This window comes from Paenibacillus pinihumi DSM 23905 = JCM 16419, assembly GCF_000422505.1.
Taxonomy (GTDB): Bacteria; Bacillota; Bacilli; order Paenibacillales; family Paenibacillaceae; genus Paenibacillus_D; species Paenibacillus_D pinihumi.
In genome coordinates this window covers 784868-804888 of the sequence record NZ_KE383864.1, presented here as the reverse complement: position 1 = coordinate 804888, position 20021 = coordinate 784868, and the positions used below count along the sequence as shown (strand labels likewise).

Annotated in this window: 21 protein-coding genes; all 21 read left to right on the top strand. The window is 49.7% G+C overall.

All coding sequences use genetic code 11. The features are described from left to right. Positions 1-47 precede the first annotated feature (47 nt). Positions 48-659 (top strand): hypothetical protein, encoded by a 612-nt coding sequence (locus tag H583_RS0117875; RefSeq protein ID WP_028561668.1) that lies wholly within the window; start codon positions 48-50, stop codon positions 657-659. Between the two features lie 161 nt (positions 660-820). Further along, positions 821-1174, top strand: a complete 354-nt coding sequence (locus H583_RS0117870) for a histidine triad nucleotide-binding protein (RefSeq protein WP_028561667.1) — start codon at positions 821-823, stop codon at positions 1172-1174. 84 nt (positions 1175-1258) lie between these two features. Then, positions 1259-1432 carry a 30S ribosomal protein S21 gene (rpsU, locus tag H583_RS0117865; RefSeq protein ID WP_005547957.1) on the top strand — a complete coding sequence of 58 codons (174 nt, stop codon included), beginning with the start codon at positions 1259-1261 and terminating at the stop codon, positions 1430-1432. Positions 1433-1447: 15 nt separating this feature from the next. After that, on the top strand, positions 1448-1891 hold the full coding sequence (locus tag H583_RS0117860; protein ID WP_028561666.1) for a GatB/YqeY domain-containing protein: 444 nt from the start codon (positions 1448-1450) through the stop codon (positions 1889-1891). 320 nt (positions 1892-2211) lie between these two features. Then, a complete protein-coding gene (locus H583_RS0117855) occupies positions 2212-3588 on the top strand; it encodes an NfeD family protein (RefSeq protein WP_036709914.1) in 1377 nt (458 codons plus the stop codon). A gap of 41 nt (positions 3589-3629) precedes the next feature. Further along, positions 3630-4604, top strand: a complete 975-nt coding sequence (gene floA / locus H583_RS0117850) for a flotillin-like protein FloA (RefSeq protein WP_281170134.1) — start codon at positions 3630-3632, stop codon at positions 4602-4604. Positions 4605-4620: 16 nt separating this feature from the next. Further along, positions 4621-5154: a hypothetical protein gene (locus H583_RS0117845; RefSeq protein ID WP_028561663.1), complete on the top strand. Its 534-nt coding sequence runs from the start codon at positions 4621-4623 to the stop codon at positions 5152-5154. A gap of 274 nt (positions 5155-5428) precedes the next feature. After that, positions 5429-5725, top strand: coding sequence for a sporulation protein YqfC (gene yqfC / locus H583_RS0117840; protein WP_028561662.1), 297 nt, complete (start codon positions 5429-5431; stop codon positions 5723-5725). After that, positions 5722-6915 carry a sporulation protein YqfD gene (gene yqfD, locus H583_RS0117835; protein WP_028561661.1) on the top strand — a complete coding sequence of 398 codons (1194 nt, stop codon included), beginning with the start codon at positions 5722-5724 and terminating at the stop codon, positions 6913-6915. Before yqfC ends, yqfD begins: the two co-directional genes overlap by 4 nt. After that, entirely contained in the window at positions 6912-7889 is a 978-nt protein-coding gene (locus tag H583_RS0117830; protein ID WP_036709909.1) for a PhoH family protein, read from the top strand. The genes yqfD and H583_RS0117830 overlap by 4 nt, the downstream gene beginning before the upstream one ends. A 20-nt stretch (positions 7890-7909) precedes the next feature. Beyond that, entirely contained in the window at positions 7910-10153 is a 2244-nt protein-coding gene (locus H583_RS0117825) for an HD family phosphohydrolase (protein WP_028561659.1), read from the top strand. Then, positions 10150-10650 (top strand): rRNA maturation RNase YbeY, encoded by a 501-nt coding sequence (ybeY, locus tag H583_RS0117820; RefSeq protein ID WP_028561658.1) that lies wholly within the window; start codon positions 10150-10152, stop codon positions 10648-10650. Before H583_RS0117825 ends, ybeY begins: the two co-directional genes overlap by 4 nt. Continuing rightward, entirely contained in the window at positions 10647-11015 is a 369-nt protein-coding gene (locus H583_RS0117815; protein ID WP_028561657.1) for a diacylglycerol kinase family protein, read from the top strand. The genes ybeY and H583_RS0117815 overlap by 4 nt, the downstream gene beginning before the upstream one ends. Positions 11016-11111: 96 nt before the next feature. Continuing rightward, on the top strand, positions 11112-12020 hold the full coding sequence (gene era / locus H583_RS0117810) for a GTPase Era (protein ID WP_245585931.1): 909 nt from the start codon (positions 11112-11114) through the stop codon (positions 12018-12020). 146 nt (positions 12021-12166) lie between these two features. Further along, on the top strand, positions 12167-12325 hold the full coding sequence (locus H583_RS36175; RefSeq protein WP_154665908.1) for a YqzL family protein: 159 nt from the start codon (positions 12167-12169) through the stop codon (positions 12323-12325). Between the two features lie 60 nt (positions 12326-12385). Continuing rightward, entirely contained in the window at positions 12386-13138 is a 753-nt protein-coding gene (gene recO, locus H583_RS0117800) for a DNA repair protein RecO (RefSeq protein WP_028561655.1), read from the top strand. A gap of 510 nt (positions 13139-13648) precedes the next feature. Further along, positions 13649-14536 carry a glycine--tRNA ligase subunit alpha gene (gene glyQ / locus H583_RS0117795; protein WP_028561654.1) on the top strand — a complete coding sequence of 296 codons (888 nt, stop codon included), beginning with the start codon at positions 13649-13651 and terminating at the stop codon, positions 14534-14536. After that, positions 14529-16610, top strand: a complete 2082-nt coding sequence (gene glyS / locus H583_RS0117790) for a glycine--tRNA ligase subunit beta (protein WP_028561653.1) — start codon at positions 14529-14531, stop codon at positions 16608-16610. Before glyQ ends, glyS begins: the two co-directional genes overlap by 8 nt. 21 nt (positions 16611-16631) lie before the next feature. After that, positions 16632-17447 carry a pyruvate, water dikinase regulatory protein gene (locus tag H583_RS0117785; RefSeq protein WP_028561652.1) on the top strand — a complete coding sequence of 272 codons (816 nt, stop codon included), beginning with the start codon at positions 16632-16634 and terminating at the stop codon, positions 17445-17447. A 124-nt stretch (positions 17448-17571) separates the two neighbouring features. Further along, complete coding sequence (locus H583_RS0117780) at positions 17572-18042, top strand: YaiI/YqxD family protein (RefSeq protein WP_245585930.1); 471 nt, start codon at positions 17572-17574, stop codon at positions 18040-18042. A gap of 124 nt (positions 18043-18166) precedes the next feature. Further along, positions 18167-20020, top strand: coding sequence for a DNA primase (gene dnaG, locus H583_RS0117775; RefSeq protein ID WP_425414526.1), 1854 nt, complete (start codon positions 18167-18169; stop codon positions 20018-20020). The last annotated feature ends 1 nt before the right edge of the window (position 20021 follow it).

Here is a 20021-nt window from a genome sequence, read left to right as displayed (position 1 = left end):
CCGGGTAACTTTAGTAGAGCGGGCTGGCAGAAAGGAATGACTAGCGGATGAACGAACAACCCGCTGTGAAGCGGTCATGGTTTACTCCCGTTGTCCTTGTGCTGTTCGTTTTCAGTCTGATGGGGAATGTAGCGCTGTATTCGACCAAAATTCAAAACAGCCAAACATTCCGCATGGAAGCGGGCGAACGGATTATACAGTCGGCATGGGATGCCAGGGAACATGCGGAGGCGCTGCTGGCGTCGCTGGAGCGGCTAGAGAAGGGAACGAGCGTGACCGACCGGATCGGGGCCAAGCAGGATATCGGATTTGCCTTTGAGCATGCGGAAGGGCTTTCCCGTCTCATCAAGGAAGCACTGGCAAGGCATAAGGGCGAGCATAAGGAGCAGAAGCGTACGGCAGAGACTTTTATTGCCGAAGTTGAGGCGTCCCTGAGCTTGATCGGTATCCACGACAGCACCCTGACTGCCGGGGAAACGGCGTATGTGGCCAAAATGAAGGGGTTGTATACGGAGATCGCCTCCAGGCTGTCAAGCTTCCCTCATGATGAGCTGAGCAAGGAAAATGCGCTGCGGACAGAGAATGGGGAAGGCTGGGTCGACATGGCCTACGGCATTCTGCTGCTGCTTAATGAGCCGGACAAGCTGACTGTGAACTAAGGATTACGCAGGTGTTTTCTTTCTATTGCCGGTGCTCTGCACGGCCTCGTATTTGCAGATTGTCCATGGGCTTGCCTTTGCGGGTTAGCGAGGTGTAAGCAGAGGTGCAGTGTTCTCATGCTTAAGAGGAGAATTCCAATTTGAAAAGGAGCTGTAAAATGATGGATTGCCTGTTCTGTAAAATCATAGAGGGCCAGATACCCTCCAAAAAAGTATTTGAAAATGATAAGGTACTGGCCTTTTATGACATCCAGCCGGCCGCACCTGAGCATGTGCTAATTATTCCGAAGAAACATATTCCGACCATGAATGACGTGACGGAAGAGGATGATGCCGTAATGGCGGAAATTTTTGCTGCTGCGCGCCAGATTGCCGCCCAGCTTGGGATTGCCGAGTCCGGATACCGTCTGATCAACAACTGCAACAAGGACAGTGGGCAAATTGTATTCCATTTGCATTTCCATCTTTTGGGCGGTAAAAAGCTCGGTCCATTATTAAATGAGAACGTGAGTTGACACCTGCTTTCGTTTTGACATATAATGTAGTTTGATAAACCGTGAATGGTTCTGGACGGTCTGTTTTGGAGGGAGGGAAAACTGGTGTCTGAAACTAAAGTTCGTAAAAATGAAACAATTGATGCTGCACTTCGTCGCTTCAAGCGCTCCATCGCTAAGGACGGCGTTTTGGCCGAGGTCAAAAAGCGCAAGCACTACGAGAAGCCGAGCGTTAAACGTAAGAAGAAGTCCGAGGCTGCGCGCAAAAGAAAGTTTTAGGAGGATCCTTCCATAATGAACCTGAGCGATCGATTGAACGATGATATGAAGCAAGCGATGAAGAGTCAAGACAAATTTAAACTCTCCACCATTCGGATGGTCAGAGCATCTGTGAAAAATCAAGAAATTGATTTGAAGAGACCGCTTGACGATAACGAAGTGCTTGATATCCTAAGTCGTGAAATCAAGCAACGTAAAGATTCCCTCCAAGAATTTAAGAATGCCGGCCGCGATGATTTAGCGACTAATCTCGCCGCAGAAATAGATATTATTAGTGTTTACCTGCCCAAGCAGCTAACCGAAGAAGAAATCAAAGTGATTGTACAGCAGACCATCCAGGAAACCGGTGCTTCTTCGAAGGCCGAGATGGGAAAAGTCATGACCGCCCTGATGCCTAAGGTCAAAGGGCGTGCTGACGGTAAACTAGTAAATCAGCTTGTACAGCAATTTCTGCAATAGATCCATGCGATTTGAAAAGGCCTGTCCCGTTGGGTAGAATACGTTCTACACACCGGAGATAGGCCTTTTCTTATAGAGCGGGAATGTGATGAACTTTGAAAATGAAAGCGTAAGCTTTTTATTCGAATAACGGCTAATTTCGTCAAACAGGAAAAGTGTTCGCGCCTGCAAAACTAACCTGTTTGCTCCAAGGGGTGGAACAGAGTGAAACGTAACCCTGTTTATGCCGTATAATAAAAGTATAAGCACTTAAGTCAGCAGGCCTGATGCGTGGGCAAGCCGCCGCTGATCTGCACTAACATCAAGGGAGGGATGTGACTGTGGCAATCCAACAAAGAAAATTGTTCAGGATACTGCTGCTCACTTTGCTGCTGCCGATGATACTAGGGCTTCCTGCTCTGACGGTTGCAGCCGCTTCATCATCTGTTCAGATGTCTGCTCCGGCATCCCATGGGACTGCAGTCTTTGTAGTTCCGGTGAAGCAAACAATTGGCTCGGGCTTACAGTCATTTTTGGAACGGGCCTATACAGAAGCTGAGAAGGCAAATGCAGAAATGGTTATACTTGTCGTGGATACATTGGGAGGGAAAGTGAAGAATGCCGATGATATCGGTGATTTGATCCGCTCGAGCAAAGTCCCCACGACCGCTTATGTACAAAATCGGGCGATCTCGGCCGGCGCTTTCATTGCACTTAATGCCAAGCAGATTATTATGCATCCGGGAAGCACGATGGGGGCAGCCGCCGTTGTAGACGGCAGCGGCAATCTGATCGACGATCCGAAGGTGGTGTCCGCTTGGGTGGGCGCAATGCGTTCAGCCGCGGAAAGCAGCGGGCGAAATCCGGAGATAGCAATGAAAATGGCAGATCCGTATTCAGAAGTCAAAGTTGAAGAGCTGGGCAAGACCTTCACCAAAGGACAAGTCGTGACGCTCTCGGCAGAAGAAGCCCTTAAGGCGGGCTACGCTGAGCATATCTCGGATTCTGTGGAATCGGCGATTAAATGGCTCAAGCTTGATGAACGCAACGTTATCGAGTTCAAGCCAAGTCTGGCTGAGAATGTGGCCCGCTTTGTAACCGCTCCCGGTTTGAGCACCATACTGCTTATTCTGGGTATCGCCGGCATTGCGATGGAGCTTTTTGTACCCGGCTTTGGAGCTCCGGGCATTATCGGACTTTTATCGTTCGGGCTGTATTTTTTTGGACACTATATAGCGGGCTTTGCAGGAATGGAGACAGCCGTGCTGTTTATAGTCGGGATTGGGCTGCTCGTTCTGGAGCTGTTTGTTCCGAGCTTCGGTATGCTGGGCCTTCTCGGCATCGGTTCGCTTGTGGGAGGAATTGTAATGGCTTCGTATGATACTGGAGCAACGCTTAGTTCACTTGGAATCGCCGTCATTGCAGCTATTGTAGTGGTTGCACTTTTCGGTTATTTTTTCAAGAAACGGGGTATCTGGAACAAATTTATCTTGAAAGAATCGCTTACCGCAGAGGAGGGTTTCACACCTGCTGAATCCAAGATTCTGCTCCAGGGATTGGAAGGAATAGCCTTGACACCGCTAAGACCTTCCGGTACGGTTGAAATTGCAGGGGAGCGGGTCGATGTCGTAACCTCGGGCGAGTTTATCTCCTCCGGCAAACAGGTTAAAGTTGTTAAGGTGGAAGGAACAAGAGTCGTTGTAAGTGAAGTTGTGTAATCAAATATAACTGGAGGGGTTTTATCTTGGATCCGACAATTATGTATCTGGTCATTGGTGTTATCGTATTAGTATTTTTAATTATTTTCCTCAATTTTTTCCCGCTCATGCTGTGGATCTCGGCGATCGCTTCCGGCGTGCGCGTCGGGATTATTACACTGGTTGCCATGAGACTGCGCCGCGTTGCGCCTGCACGTATCGTTAACCCGCTGATTAAGGCAACGAAAGCCGGACTGGGCCTGAACATTAATCAGCTTGAAAGCCACTACCTGGCAGGCGGTAATGTCGACCGTGTCGTTAACGCACTGATTGCAGCACAAAGAGCAAACATTCAGCTGGAGTTCACACGCGCTGCCGCCATTGACCTGGCAGGCCGTGATGTACTGCAAGCCGTACAAATGAGCGTTAACCCGAAAGTTATTGAAACGCCTGTCGTTTCCGCTGTAGCCAAGGATGGTATTGAAGTAAAGGTCCGTGCACGGGTTACCGTCCGCGCGAATATCGACCGCCTTGTCGGTGGTGCCGGGGAAGAAACCATTATTGCCCGTGTAGGTGAAGGTATCGTTAGTACGAACGGTTCCTCCAAGTCTCACAAGGAAGTTCTGGAAAATCCGGATCTGATCTCCCGTACCGTGCTGGACAAAGGCCTGGATGCCGGAACTGCGTTTGAGATTTTGTCCATTGATATCGCGGATGTCGACGTAGGTAAAAATATCGGTGCGAACCTGCAAACTGAGCAGGCGGAAGCGGATAAAATTATTGCCCAGGCGAAGGCCGAGGAACGCCGTGCAATGGCGGTAGCCCAAGAGCAGGAGATGAAGGCGCGCGTCGTAGAAATGAGAGCGCGTGTTGTGGAATCCGAGTCCCAGGTGCCTCTTGCAATGGCTGAAGCTCTGAAGAGCGGCAAGCTGGGCGTTATGGATTACCTGAATATGAAGAATATCGAGGCTGATACGCAAATGAGAGGCTCCATTGGCAAGACGGATGACTCCTCCGACGATGAAAAAATTCGATAAATGCTAGGTGGTTCTTATGGAAACCTTGCTTAAATTTATTATCAATAATCCGTTCGTCGCAATTATTATACTCGGCTTTCTGATCTCCATGTTCGGCAACAAGAACAAGAAAGCCGGTATGCCGCCCTTTGGAGGCGGCAAGCAGGCTAATCAGGGAAGGCCGCTCGAGCAGCAGCCTGACCGCTCAGCGGAGCAGCGCACTCACGAGACTCATGCTGACCGGTCCAGGCCTTACCCGAACAGGTTTGACCGCTCAGAGGAGCAGGATTGGATACCTGAGCAGCCTGCGGCATCTTCTGCCGTCCAGCCTGAGCGCACGGCCCTGGAGCACCGTCTTCAGGAGTCTGCCCGCCTCAGGGAGGGACAGAGGGCGTCCAGCAGACGACCAGATAGCGGACTGCCGCGGAAACAGAGCGCGCATTCAGCCAAGCCCGGCTATCAGCTGGCAGAGCCGGGGGCGGGTCTGCCGCGCGAGGAAGAGATGCGAAGAGCTATTGTCTGGGCGGAGATTCTTGGTCCGCCAAGAGCAAAGCGTCGCCGCCACAGATAAATTGCCGGTATCATGGCAGTTAAATCGAAAATTTTAACAAAAACGGTTGTGTCCTTGCTTGAGGACGCAGCCGTTTTTTTGTTTATTATTGATCCCGGCAGAGGCAGTGAAGACTCTGCAAAATGTTCCTCTTATATAAATCAGGCAAATAAAATTCTTCATCCCCTGCACAGCGAAAGCTTGTTCACAATAGCTTTTGCATCTAGATTTCCTTCATATTTTCTCTGCCCCTTGCATAATTTTGTAAAGTACAGGAGGGGGGACTTCATCTGCTATGCGCAGCATCAGCCGCAAAATCCGGAAGTTAACAGCCGATCTTCTTGATGTGCCCCAGGACGTTGTATTTGACCTGCCTCGCATGACAATGATCGGAAACCGCCAGTTGTATATTGAAAATCATAGAGGCGTGCTCCAGTTTTCAAGTGACAAGCTTCGATTGGCTCTAAGCAAGGGCGAATTGGAGGTTGGCGGCAGCGAGCTCGTCATCCGCGCGATATGGACCGAGGAAGTATTCATCGAAGGACAAATTGACCACATTCAGTTGCATGGACAAGGGGAGGGAACCAAATGAAGCTGTCGTGGCTGCAAACAGTACAAGGTGTTGTAACAGTCTCCATCCGCGGGGAGCGCCAGGAGGAGCTTGTAAATGAGGCAACCAGTGAAAAGATTGGACTCTCGGCGATCCGTTGCACGAAGCAAGGGGAGCTGGAGTGCGAGGTGACGGTTGGCGATTTTTTTCGTCTTCGTCCGCACTTAAAACGGACAGGCTGCCGTATACATGTCAAGGAAAGGCGCGGGCTGCCGTTTTGGCTCCGCAAGCTGGAGCGGCGCAAATTTTTTGCAGCCGGTCTTTTCTTGTTTTTTGTCGGGCTCTACGCTCTCTCTTCGCTTGTCTGGACGATCGAGGTGAAAGGGAACGAAAAGCTGACGAGGGATCAGATTATGCAGGCTGCGCAGGAGGAAGGGGTCTATCCTTTTCAATGGTCATTCCGTATGAAAGAACTGGATGACATCTCCAAGCATCTTGTGGCCAAGCTCCCGGGCGTGTCCTGGATCGGAGTGGACCGTCAGGGGACTAAGGTTACCATTCAGGTTGTGGAGAGCACAACACCCCCTCCGCTGCCGCTATACAGTCCCCGCCATTTGGTCGCATCCGTAGATGCAGTAGTAACGGAGGTGAGAGCGGAGACAGGCAAGCCGCTGGTAGCGAAAAACCGCAAAGTAAAAAAAGGGGATATTTTAATTTCCGGAATTATTGGCAATGATGGGAATACGAAGACAGTTGTCGCCAAAGGCGATGTGCTTGGTCTTGTCTGGTATGTCTATGAAATCGAGTCTCCGCTGAATCAGAAGGTAAAGGTATATACAGGAGAGTCCAAGACGAAGTGGCATCTGCTCCTCGGCAACCGGACGCTGCAGGTATGGGGCTTTGGCAAGCCGGAATTCGAGCGGTACGAGGCAGTGGAGACCCAGCATCAGCTTGCATGGCGAAATTGGACGCTGCCGCTGGGAAGAGTCAAGGAGCAGCTGATGGAGGTTCGGGAGGATGTGCGCCGGCTCTCGGAGGAGGAGGCCAAGCAGACCGGATTGTTGGAGGCAAAAGCAGTAATTTTGGAAAAAGCAGGGAAAGATGCGCGGATTGTTGAACAAAATATTTTGCATGAAAAGACGGAGAATGGTAAAGTTTATATGAAAGTGTTTTTTGAAGTCGAACAATCGATAGCCAAAGAAAGAGCCATAGTCCAAATGCAAGGAGAATGAGCTTTTTGCCAGAGAAGACAAACATTGTGAAAATTCCCCTGCTAAACGCAGCGGAAGGGCTTGCGGTATTCGGACCGCAGGACAAGTATTTGAAGCTTGTAGAGCAGCAGACACAGTCGCAAATTATGTCGAGAGATGCAGAGATTGTAGTAACAGGACCCGAGTCCGAGGTAGAATCACTGGAACAGCTTTTTACCGTACTGCTGGAGCTGATCCGGGGCGGATACTCGCCGTCTGAGCGGGATATTATGTATGCTCTGGAACTGGCCCGCACATTGCAGGCAGAACAGCTTCTTGATTTGTTCAAGGCCGAGATTACCACAACCTACCGGGGCAAGCCTGTAAGGGTGAAGACGATCGGCCAGCGTCACTATGTGAAGACCATACGCAAGAAGGATATTGTATTCGGGATTGGACCGGCAGGAACGGGCAAGACGTACCTGGCTGTCGTGCTTGCCATTGCAGCGCTCAAGGAAGGCTCCGTGAAGCGCATCATTTTGACCCGGCCAGCAGTTGAAGCGGGTGAGAGCCTGGGTTTCCTTCCCGGTGACTTGCAAGAGAAAGTAGACCCGTATTTGCGGCCTTTGTACGATGCGCTGCATGATGTCATGGGGCCGGACCAATCAGCCAAGGCGTTTGAGAGAGGGCTTATTGAGGTCGCTCCGCTCGCTTATATGCGGGGCAGAACGCTCGATGATTCGTTTATTATTCTTGATGAGGCGCAAAATACGACACCTGAGCAAATGAAAATGTTTTTGACACGCCTGGGGTTTGGCTCCAAGATGGTCATTACAGGCGATGTGACGCAAATTGATTTGCCGCGGGGCAAAAATTCCGGCTTGAACGAAGCTTCACGCATTTTAAAAGATATTGAGGAAATCGGATTCATTACCTTTACCGACTCAGATGTGGTACGCCATTCCCTGGTTCAGCAAATTATCGTGGCTTATAACAAGGATATGGAAAATCAATAATAGAGAGGAAGGCACGCCGTATGAACCGAAAGCAGGGTGTAAACCGGACGAACGCACAGATAGCAGGTTGGAAGCACAGCGCTGGTGTTCGCTGGCTGCTGCTGTTTTTGTTTCTGCTGCTTTTCTATTTCAGCCTCTCCTCTCATCTTGTGCCCAAAACCTATAATATTCAGCTGAATGAAGTCAGTAACCGTGACATTCGCGCACCGCGCCAATGGGAGGACGAGAAGGCCAGGCTGCAGGCACAGCAGGAAGCTGCTGACCGTGTTCAGACTGCATACAACATTGTCGCGCTGCGCAATGAAAATCTGGTCGATCAAATCTATCAGCGGATTTTGCAGATTAATCAGGATGACCAGGTAAGCCAGACCTATAAGATCGACATTTACCGCACGGTCATTCCAAGCCGCTACGGCCAATATATTGATGAGTTTTTAAGAACGAACAGAGCAACGGATAATTATAACGCTACACTGCTTGATGAGATGGTCAAGGTTGTGAAGGAACAGCAGTATAATGTTCCTGAGGAAACCTATTACAAGCTGCCTAAGCTTTCAGCAGAAGATCTGTCAGTTATGCAGAAAGTAACGCGTGATATTGTCAAGGAACTGATGAATGAGCAGCTGCGTGATGCAGAGACGGCACGTACCAAGGTAGCAGAGCTGGTCAACGCCAGCGCTCTCTCAGACCGCACACAGCGGGAGATCGTTCAGGAGCTGGCCCGCTATGCGATTACGCCGAACAAGTTTGCTGACAAGCAGGCAACGGATGAGGCCAGAGTGCAGGCACAGGAGAATACACCGAAGGTAGTCATTGAAGAAGGCGACGTGGTTGTCCGCTCTGGTGAAAAAATTACCCAGGAAATATATGACCGCCTTCAGGCGCTGGGCCTGCTCCAGAGCAAAAAGACCTATTGGCCTCATCTGGGCGTGCTGATTCTGTCGGTGCTGTTTACACTGGTCATTCAACAGTTTATGGGGCATTCAGAAAGCGGCATATGGAGTGGGGCGAAGCATAAATACAGCAATGCCCAAATTTTTATGATGCTTCTCATCTTCCTGCTGAATATTGCCATTATGCTGATTGTGTCGATGATTCAAACAAACAGCACGACATTTGTCGGCTTCCTTGCTCCGGTCGCCATGGGCGCAATGTTGATTACATTGCTGCTGGATGTCCATCTGGCGCTGATCAGTTCGATTCTGTTTGCTTCGGTAGGCAGTATCCTGTTTAATGTTCATCAGGGCCAAATCTTTGATTTTAAATTTGGATTTGTCTTTATTGTGGTGTCGTTCGCAGCGATTTTCTCTATTCACAGAGCCAGCCAGCGCTCCACGATTTTGAAGGCGGGAATTATGGTCAGCCTGTTTGGTTCAATTGCCTCATTAGCTGTACTGCTGTTCAATCAGCCGATTGATTCCAGCCAGATGATGTATACCGTAGGTTTCTCCTTTGCGAGCGGATTGCTGACAGCTGTGCTTGTTATTGGGCTGATGCCATTTTTTGAAGTTACGTTTGGTATTTTGTCAGCTTTGAAGCTGGTAGAACTGTCGAATCCGAATCACCCGCTGCTTCGGAAGCTTCTTACAGAGACCCCGGGAACCTATCACCACAGCGTGATGGTCGGCAATCTGTCAGAGGCGGCAGCGGAATCGATTGGAGCCAACGGCCTGCTTTGCCGGGTCGGTTCATTCTATCATGATATCGGAAAGACGAGACGTCCGAGCTATTTTATTGAGAACCAGTCGAATATTGAGAATCCGCATGATTCGATTGAGCCTAAGCTAAGCAAGTCAATTATTATCGCCCATGCCAGAGATGGTGTGGAAATGCTGAAAGGGCATAATATTCCCAAGCCGATTCGGGATATTGCCGAGCAGCATCATGGCACTACCTTTCTAAAGTTTTTCTATTACAAGGCGTTAAAGCTGGCTGAGGAAGCTGGCGAGGAGCCGGACTTCACGGAGGATGATTTCCGTTATCCGGGGCCGAAGGCCCAATCCAAAGAAGCGGCTATTGTCGGGATTGCGGATTGTGTCGAGGCAGCCGTCAGAAGTTTGCGAAGCCCGACAATGGAGCAGGTTGAGTCGATGATCCACAAAATTATCAAGGGCCGGCTTGACGATAACCAGTTTAATGAATGTGATCTGACGATGAAGGAGCTGGACAAGATTGCCCAGTCGCTGAAGGAATCAGTGATTGGCATATTCCACTCCCGTATTGAATACCCGGAAGAGGTAAAATCAAAGGAGCGTCCGGCATGAGTTTGAGGTTGGATTGGAATAATGAGCAGGACAAGCTGGAGATTTCTGAATCATTCATCTTGAAGCTGGAGCAGGTGCTGCAAATTGCAGGAGAAGCAGAAGGCATTATGGAGGGCGAGGTAGCCCTGACGTTCGTCGATGATGAGGAAATCCACCGGCTGAATAAGGAATATAGAGGTATTGACCGTCCGACCGATGTCTTGTCCTTCGCTATGATGGAAGAGGGCGAGGACGAACCGGAAATTGTGTTTGAGGTGGAGAGCGAAGAGGAGAATGATCCATTCTCGGGGATGCTGGGTGATATTATAATCTCGGTTGAGAAGGCCCAACAGCAGAGCGAGGATTACGGCCATTCCTTCGAGCGTGAGCTCGGTTTCCTGTTTGTACACGGGTTTCTGCATTTGATTGGTTATGACCATCAGGATGATGAATCGGAGGCTGTCATGACCGGCAAGCAGGAGGCCGTACTGCAACAAGCGGGTCTGGTCCGGACATGAACCGGTTTTTGCGCAGTTTGGGCTGTGCGGTAAGCGGTATTTTATTCACGGTGCGGACGCAGCGCCATATGAAGTTTCACATCGGGGCAGCGGCAGCGGTATTTCTGCTGGCTGCCCTGCTTGGGCTTAGCGCAGTGGAGTGGACGATTATCGTCTTAATATCAGCGCTGGTGATTGCGCTCGAGACCGTGAATACAGCCATTGAGAAGGCGGTTGATCTGCATATGCCCAATACGCATCCGCTCGCAAAAGCAGCCAAGGATGCTGCGGCTGGTGCGGTGCTCATTGCCGCGATTGCTTCAATCATAATCGGTCTGATAATTCTGGGACCGCCCTTATTCAAATTTTTATTTTATTCTCCATGAGAAACTGCAATACTATTGATAAATAAGAGTCCGATGAGTGAGCAGGCGTGTGTCTTGTACCGCCGGACTTTTTCCAAAGGAGCAGCAATACATTTTATGATGACAAACAACACAAACAAATTCAAATCCGGCTTTGTAGCGATTATCGGTCGTCCGAATGTCGGTAAATCAACGCTGGTCAATCAGATCATTGGTCAAAAAATTGCGATTATGTCGGACAAGCCACAAACGACCCGCAACAAAATTCATGGCGTCTATACGACCGATGGAGCACAAATTGTATTTCTGGATACACCGGGAATTCACAAACCAACCTCCAAGCTCGGCGACTTCATGATGCGTGCAGCTGATAATGCCTTGAAGGAAGTGGACGCGGCTCTTTTTCTCGTTGACGTTGTAGAAGGGCTTGGCGGCGGCGACCGGTTTATTATTGAGAAATTGAAGCAGACCAATACGCCAATTATTCTCTGTCTGAACAAAATTGATCAGATCCATCCGGAAGAGCTTCTTCCAATTATTTCCAAGTACAAGGGATTGCATGATTTTGCCCAAATTGTTCCGATATCCGCTCTCAAGGGAAATAACGTGCAGACGCTGCTGGATCAGCTGGTGCAATATTTGCCTGAAGGACCGCAATATTATCCGGCTGATCAGATTACAGATCATCCGGAGCAATTCGTATGTGCAGAGTTGATCCGGGAAAAGATTTTGCATCTGACCCGCGAGGAAATTCCTCATTCTGTTGCAGTTGAAATTGAGGATATGAAGGTGAAGGATAACGGAGTGGTCTACATCGGTGCCGTAATTTATGTCGAGCGCGATTCCCAGAAGGGTATTGTAATTGGCAAGAAAGGCGCCCTGCTTAAAGAAGTGGGCAAGCTGGCACGGCATGATATTGAAAATCTGCTGGGGTCCAAGACATTTCTGGAGCTGTGGGTCAAAGTCAAGAAAGATTGGCGCAATCAGGATCGCGTCCTGAAGGATCTTGGTTTTAAAAACGATTAATTGATCGCTTTCGTTTTACATTTTTTAAGTTACGATTTTTTATGCCGCCCTCTTTTTACCTTTGCTTCTTGAGGATAGCACCCGCCGTTTCTTCACATCCTATGACCATTGGAGCAGCATGACCAGGGGAAGGGATGAATACATCAATGAGAAATTTGTCGTGGACGTATTTTATGAAAACCGGTGATGTAGATGCTTTTATGCTGTATCGTGAGATGAGCCAGCTTCACGATGCCGAAACAGAACTTCATGAAGAGGCTGCTGTGGAGGAATGGTTGTCTGAGGATGAAGGATCATTTTCCTGACAGATCCATTCTGAAGCGGGCAAAGGGATAGTCGCAAGCGGCGGGTGGAGGAGAAGACTGTTGCTGTACCGGGTACAGGGAATTGTAATCCGCAGCATGGATTATGGTGAGGGCAACAAAATTGTGAATGTCCTCACAAGCACCCACGGCAAGGTGGGCATTATTATACGCGGCGCGAAGAAACTGAGAAGCCGCTACGGATCGCTCGCCCAGCTGTTTACACTGGGCGAGTTCGGATTTTTCAAAAAAGGCACTGGCCTTGGAACTTTGAATCATGGTGAGATACTGGACTCTCACCATGTTTTGCGTGAAAATCTGTTTATGGCCGCCTATGCTTCCTATGCAGTAGAACTGGTAGACAGGGCGTTTCAGGATGATGAAGCAGGCTCATACCTGTACGAGCAGCTTCAAGCTTGCCTGACCGGCCTGGAAGAAGGCAAAGACCCGCAGATTGTTACGCATGTATTTGAAATGAAGGTGCTTGAAGCCGCAGGCTATGCACCGGAAACAACCGGTTGTGTGAACTGTGGAGAGGCTGAAGGAACCTTTGCGCTGAGCTACCGCCTTGGCGGACTGTTGTGCCATCGCTGCTTCTCTAAGGACCCGTCAAGGCTCCCTACCGGTGAAGGCTTTAATAAGCTGCTCAGACTGTTCCGGCAACTGGATATGCGAAGACTCGGCAATATTCAGGTGAAGGAAGGGACCAAGAAGGAATTGAAAGAAGGAATCCGGCTGCTGATGGATACGCATTTGGGCTTGAAACTGAAATCACGCACCTTTTTAGATCAATTAGAGAAGCATCCTTTTGTTTGACAGAAGAATGAAAATTGGCTATGATATTTTATTATTGAATATCGGACTGTGATGGAGAGAGTAGCCGTTAGGGAACTTGCTAGTACCAGCGACCGGGGATGGTGCAAGCCCGGGCAAGCTTGCGGTGAAGGGTACTCCGGAGTGCGAAGCATGTAAAAAAGTGGGTCTCTTAAGAGTTTTGGCTGCTATGCGGCTTTGAATTCCTGGTAGAGACCAAGTAGGGTGGAACCGCGGGAATAGCTCCCGTCCCTATGTCTGTTTTAGGCAGACGTAGGGGCGGGAGTTTTTTGTTGTCCTTGAGCCTGCCGGAAAGCAAAGGATGTGCGAGGCTGACATCGCAGAGCTGTGCCAGTCAGGGCAGCAATAGCCGGTGAAACGCCGCTATGTGCAGCTTGTCAAGGTGTAAGCCTGCTGCGGAAGAATGTCTGGGAAACCGTTTTACAGGTAGCCCTTGACTATTGCCCGTTAGGGGAGCTTACATACTTAAAAATTCAAATGGAGAGTGAAGCAATGAATTTCCAGCGTATGATATTAACGCTTCAGCAGTTTTGGGCAGAGCAAAAGTGTATTCTTGTGCAGCCTTATGATGTGGAAAAGGGAGCGGGTACAATGAACCCGATGACCTTCCTGCGTTCGATCGGTCCAGAGCCTTGGAACGTAGCTTATGTAGAGCCTTCGAGACGTCCCGCTGACGGCCGCTACGGGGAAAACCCGAACCGTCTGTACCAGCATCACCAATTCCAAGTTATTTTGAAGCCGTCACCGGATAACATTCAAGAACTGTATCTGGAGAGCCTGCGCCGCCTTGGAATCGATGCGGCCCATCATGATATTCGTTTCGTCGAAGACAACTGGGAATCACCAACGCTTGGCGCCTGGGGTCTGGGATGGGAAGTATGGCTGGACGGTATGGAAATCACACAATTTACTTACTTCCAGCAAGTGGGCGGCATTGATGCTGTTCCGGTAGCTGTGGAGATTACGTACGGTATGGAGCGTCTGGCATCCTACATTCAGGACAAGGAAAATGTATTCGATCTGGAATGGGTTGAAGGAGTCTCCTACGGCGATGTGTTTCTGCAGCCAGAATTTGAACATTCCAAATATACGTTTGAAACTTCAGATTCAGCGATGCTGTTCTCCCTGTTCAATATGTATGAGGAAGAAGCGAAGAAGACGCTAGAGAATAATCTCGTATTCCCGGCTTACGATTACGTGCTGAAATGCTCCCATACCTTCAACCTGTTGGATGCAAGAGGGGCAATAAGTGTAACGGAAAGAACCGGCTACATTATGCGGGTTAGAAATTTGGCACGCCAATGTGCGGCGACTTATCTGGAGGAACGTGAGCGGCTGGGATTCCCGCTGCTGAAGAAAGGAGTGGAACAGCATGGCTAAGGATATACTGCTGGAGATTGGACTGGAGGAGGTTCCGGCCCGTTTTGTACGCGGCGCGATGAACCAACTGAAGGAGAAAACGGAGAAATGGCTGCAGGAATCCCGAATTGCTTATGGTGAGGTTAGCGCCTATGCAACACCAAGAAGGCTTGCCGTACTGGTACGCGATGCGGAAGAAAAGCAGAGCGATATCAATGAGGAAGTCAAAGGTCCTTCCCGCAAAATCGCGCTTGACGATCAGGGGAACTGGAGTAAAGCGGCGCTTGGGTTTGCACGCAGCCAGGGTGTTGAGCCGGAACAATTGTTCTTCAAAGAACTTCAGGGTGTGGAATATATTTATGCGAACAAGAGCAGCATCGGCACAGCAACTTCGGAAGTGCTGTCAGAAGGGCTGAAGTCGATTATTTTGTCAATGTCCTTCCCGAAAAACATGCGCTGGGGCAATCATGACCTCCGTTTTGTCAGACCGATCCGTTGGATGGTGGCACTGTTTGGAGCGGATGTCATTCCTTTTGAAATTACCGGTGTCGCAACTGGCAATGTTACACGTGGCCACCGTTTTCTCGGAGCAGAGACCTCTGTAGCTCAGCCATCCGAATATGTAGAGCAGCTCCGCAAGCAGCATGTCATCGCAGATGTAGCAGAGCGCAGTGAGCTGATCCTGAAGCAGATTCATGAGCTGGCGGCAGAGAAGAGCTGGAAAATTGCAGTCAAGGAGGATCTCCTGGAAGAGGTATTGTTCCTCGTCGAGTACCCGAATGTACTGTTCGGCTCATTTGATTCTTCATTCCTTGCCATTCCGCAGGAAGTGCTGATCACATCGATGCGCGAGCATCAGCGCTACTTCCCGGTTATGGATGATGCCGGTGCGCTGCAGCCTTATTTCGTAACCGTGCGCAATGGAAACCGAACATCGATCGAGCAGGTGGCAAAAGGAAATGAAAAAGTGTTGCGTGCGCGCCTGTCGGATGCGAAGTTTTTCTATGCGGAAGACCAAAAGCTGCCAATCAGCGATGCGCTCGCCAAACTGGAGACGATTATCTACCATGAGGAACTGGGTACAACAGCGGACAAAGTAAGACGAATACGCGCACTGGCAGAAGCGCTCGCCCGAAAGCTTGAGGTGGACGCCCAAACAGCTTCAGATGTCAGCCGGACAGCAGAAATTTGCAAATTTGACCTTGTAACTCAAATGGTTTATGAATTCCCAGAGCTGCAAGGTGTAATGGGTGAAGACTATGCCCGCAAGGCAGGTGAGCGTGAAGCGGTGGCAAAAGGGGTATTCGAACACTATCAGCCGCGCTTTGCCGGAGAAACCGCTCCAGGTACATTAACAGGAGCCCTTGTATCGCTGGCAGACAAAATGGATACGATTGCCGGATGCTTCTCAATCGGGATTATTCCGACTGGCTCCCAAGACCCTTATGCGCTGCGCAGACAAGCGGCGGGAATCGTGCAGATCATTATCGCCCACGGGCTGAATTTGCCGCTTGGCGACTTGTTCGATCTGGCGCTTGATGTTCATGAAGCAAAAGGAATGAAACGGGAACGCTCGGAAATACGTAATGATTTATATGATTTTTTTGCTTTGCGTGTGAAAAATGTGCTGGGTGAGCATGGTATCCGTTATGACGTCATTGATGCGGCTATGGCTGCCGGCTTTGAACAGCTCCGCTTCACAGTAGAACGGGCCTCTGCTGTATTTGCAAGTGCAACGGGTAAAGGCAGGGATGAATTCAAGCTAGTAACGGATGCATTCAACCGGGTGTGCAATCTGGCAGCAAAAGCAGACCAATCATCACCTGATCCTGCACTGTTTGCTGAAGAGGTAGAGCATAATTTGTTCAAGGCCTGGGAACAAACTCATGAGAGTGTAGCCAGAGCGATTGCCTCAGATGATGCGAAGGAAGCGTTGAACCGGCTTGCTGCGCTCAGAGAGCCGATTACCGCTTATTTTGACAAAGTAATGGTCATGGCTGAGGATGAGGCTGTCAAGCGCAACCGGCTTGCTACGTTGTCTGCGATTGCCGGCGATGTCTTGAAGCTTGCTGATTTCTCGAAGCTGGTGTGGTAGTGAAGCGAAGGAGGGATAGCCATGAATAGTGAATCTTCATCAAGGGATGTCATTATCTATGTGGCTTCTGATTCGGCAGGAGATACGGGGGAAGTGGTAGTCCGGGCGGCCATCGCCCAATTCCACCCTGTCGACTCCGAAATCCGCCGCTATTCATTTATTCAGGATGAAGCGACGGTGAAGCGGGTTGTCCAGCAGGCCAAGAGCGAGCAGGCGATTATTTTATATACGCTTGTCATTCCTCATCTGCGCAGCAGTATTATGCAGCTTAGTGAGGAAATGGGTGTCATTTCCATTGATTTGCTCGGTCCGCTGCTCGGCAGCCTGGAGCAGCGCATCGGCCGCATGTCACGCCATGAGCCGGGTCTCAACCATGTGCTGGATGCTGACTATTTCCGCAAAGTAGAGGCTGTTGAATTTGCAGTCAAGTATGATGATGCCAAGGATACAAGCGGTGTCCGCAAGGCGGATATTGTGCTCGTGGGTGTATCCCGTACGTCCAAGACGCCGTTATCTATGTATTTGGCACACCGCAAATTCAAGGTTGCGAACGTACCGCTTGTGCCGGAGATTAAACCGCCGGATGAACTGTTCTCGATTCCGAGTACGAAGGTAATCGGGCTGACCATTGACACTCATTATTTGAATATCATCCGCAAGGAGCGGCTTAAGGCGCTGGGACTGCCGGATAATGCTTCCTATGCTACAACGGAGAGGATCGAACGGGAACTGGCGTACGCGCAAAGCATTATGAAGCGGATCGGCTGTCTGGTTATCGATGTTTCTCACCGCGCGGTGGAGGAAACAGCAAGCCTGATTATGGAGCATGTGAAATAGATTTTTTATTCGACAAAAAAATGCTTCCAAAAAAGGAATTGCTTGAGTTTTGCGGCAGGATTTTTTTAGTCTTTCATCGTATATAATAGTACGGAAGTTTATCAGAAATAGCGGTGATGCGCAGGTGGAACCAAAGGTTGCAACAATTGTAGTGGATGCCGATGCCTGTCCGGTGAAGAAAGAAATTGTGGAAACTGCACGCCGTTTTGCAATTCCAGTGCTGATGGTTGCCTCCTTTGACCACTATCTCCAGCCGGAAGCAGGCGTCCGGATCGTCCAGGTAGACCGGAGCGACCAGTCCGTCGATCTCTATATTTCCAACCATGTAAAGCGTGGGGATATTGTGATTACGCAGGATTTCGGGCTGGCCACAATCGCTCTGGCCAAAGGGGCAATCAGTTTGTCCAACCGGGGACAGAGCTATGATGATGAGATGATGGATTTCCTGCTGGAGCGCCGGCATGAGCAGGCAAAGCGCAGGCGTGCGGGCGGAAGGACTAAAGGTCCCAAAGCTCTGACCCCGGAGGATCGCAGCCGCTTTCAACAAAAGCTGACAAAAGTTTTATTGCAGCGGCAGGAGATTGATGAGCTTTAGCGAATAGTATTACATGTTATTTATGCGAAACACAGTTATGATTTTTGTCAGAATTGTGTTTGGTAAGGAAATATAAGCCAATTATAAGCGAAGTTCTTATGAACGACTTATATTTTGACTGAAGGTGATTAAGATTCAGAAGGGTATTCCTGATTCGGTAATTAAAGAAGTATTACAGCGCAATGATATTGTGGAGACTGTCGGGAAGTATGTCCATCTGGTCAAACAGGGGAAATATATGAAGGGCTTATGTCCCTTCCATTCGGAGAAGACACCATCCTTTACCGTTACTCCGGAAAAGCAGCTCTTTTATTGTTACGGCTGCGGTCAGGGCGGCGACGTCATCAAGTTTGTCAGCGAACTTGAGGGCTACTCCTTCCCTGAGGCTGTGAGAATGCTGGCGGTTGAAGCAGGAATTCCGGTAGATTGGGATGCTTCGGAGCATCAGGCGGACACGCCATTTCAGCGTGATCGCAGCAGTCTGCTGGCAGCGCACGAAATTACCGCCAAGCTCTATCATCATCTTTTGAATAATACCGAATTTGGCATTGGGGCCAAGGATTATTTAAGATCACGCGGTTTGACGGACAAGCTGATCGACCATTTCATGATCGGGTATGCGCCTGATCGTTGGGATACGCTCACCAATTTTCTGAGCAGGCGTGAATTTGATCTGGAACTTATGGAACGGGGCGGACTGTTATCATCGAAAAATGACGGCTCCGGGTATATCGACCGTTTTCGTGGCAGAATTATGTTTCCGCTGTGGGACCGGGAAGGCAAAGTGATCGGTTTTGCCGGGCGTCTGATGGGAGAAGGACAACCAAAATACCTGAATTCACCCGAGACCATCCTGTTTAATAAAAGCAAGAGTCTGTATCATTTTCATCAGGCCAGGCAGGACATCAAGAAGACAGGCAGACTCATCCTGTTTGAAGGCTATATGGATGTCATCAAGGCTTGGGAATCCGGTGTGCGCAATGGCGTAGCAACGATGGGAACCTCGCTCACTGATGAGCATGTAGAGATTATCCGGCGCAATGCGCAGGAGGTTGTCATCTGCTATGACGGGGACAAGGCCGGACAAGCCGCTGCGCTCAAGACGATTCCGATGCTGGAGAAGGCCCGGCTCAAGACCAGCGTGGCTGTTCTGCCGCAGGGTTATGACCCGGATGACTACATTAAGGATAAGGGCGCCGAAGCATTCGTCAGGGAAGTGATGTCCCAGCCTGTTTCGCCTTTGAAATTTAGACTTATATATTCAAGAAAAAGCCATACAATGGTAGAAGAAGAAGGCCGCAAAAATTACGTGCTGGAAGCGGTGCGTTTAATCGCCCAGCACGAATCCGCCATTGAGCGGGAGTTTTACCTGAAAGAGCTTTCCCTTGAATTTGACATTTCACTGGATACCTTGAAGCAGAACTGTCATCAGGTACGCGAGCAATTGCAAAAAAATAAGCCAAACGGGGATAATAACGCTTTTTCGTGGAATAATGGTATGAATGAAAAACGCCGTTCAGCTGGCCCCCCGCCGGTGCTTCCAGCCTATCAGAAAGCCGAGCGTCATTTGCTGCACGTCATGTTGCAGGACGCCGATATGGCCGGTATTGTCTATGATCAGTTGGGAGATGCGTTTATTGTCGAGGATCATGCTGCACTCGCTGCTTATTTATACGCCTATTACGCGCAGGACAATGGTCCGGATGTGAGCCGCTTTATCGCCACGCTGCAGGATGACCGTCTTGAAAGGGCAGCCGCATCTATTTTAATGATGGAGGACACTCCATTTGATGAGCAACTGCTTCATGATTATGTGAAGGTTATCCGTAAAGAGCAGAAGTTGCGCCTGATTGAGCAGCGGCGAGAGGAATGGACCCGTGCGGAACGTTCCGGTAATCATCTGCTGGCAGCACAAATTGTTACTGAGATTATTGCCCTAGAGAGACAGCTGAACGAAGGTCTGGAGGATCGTTTCTAGG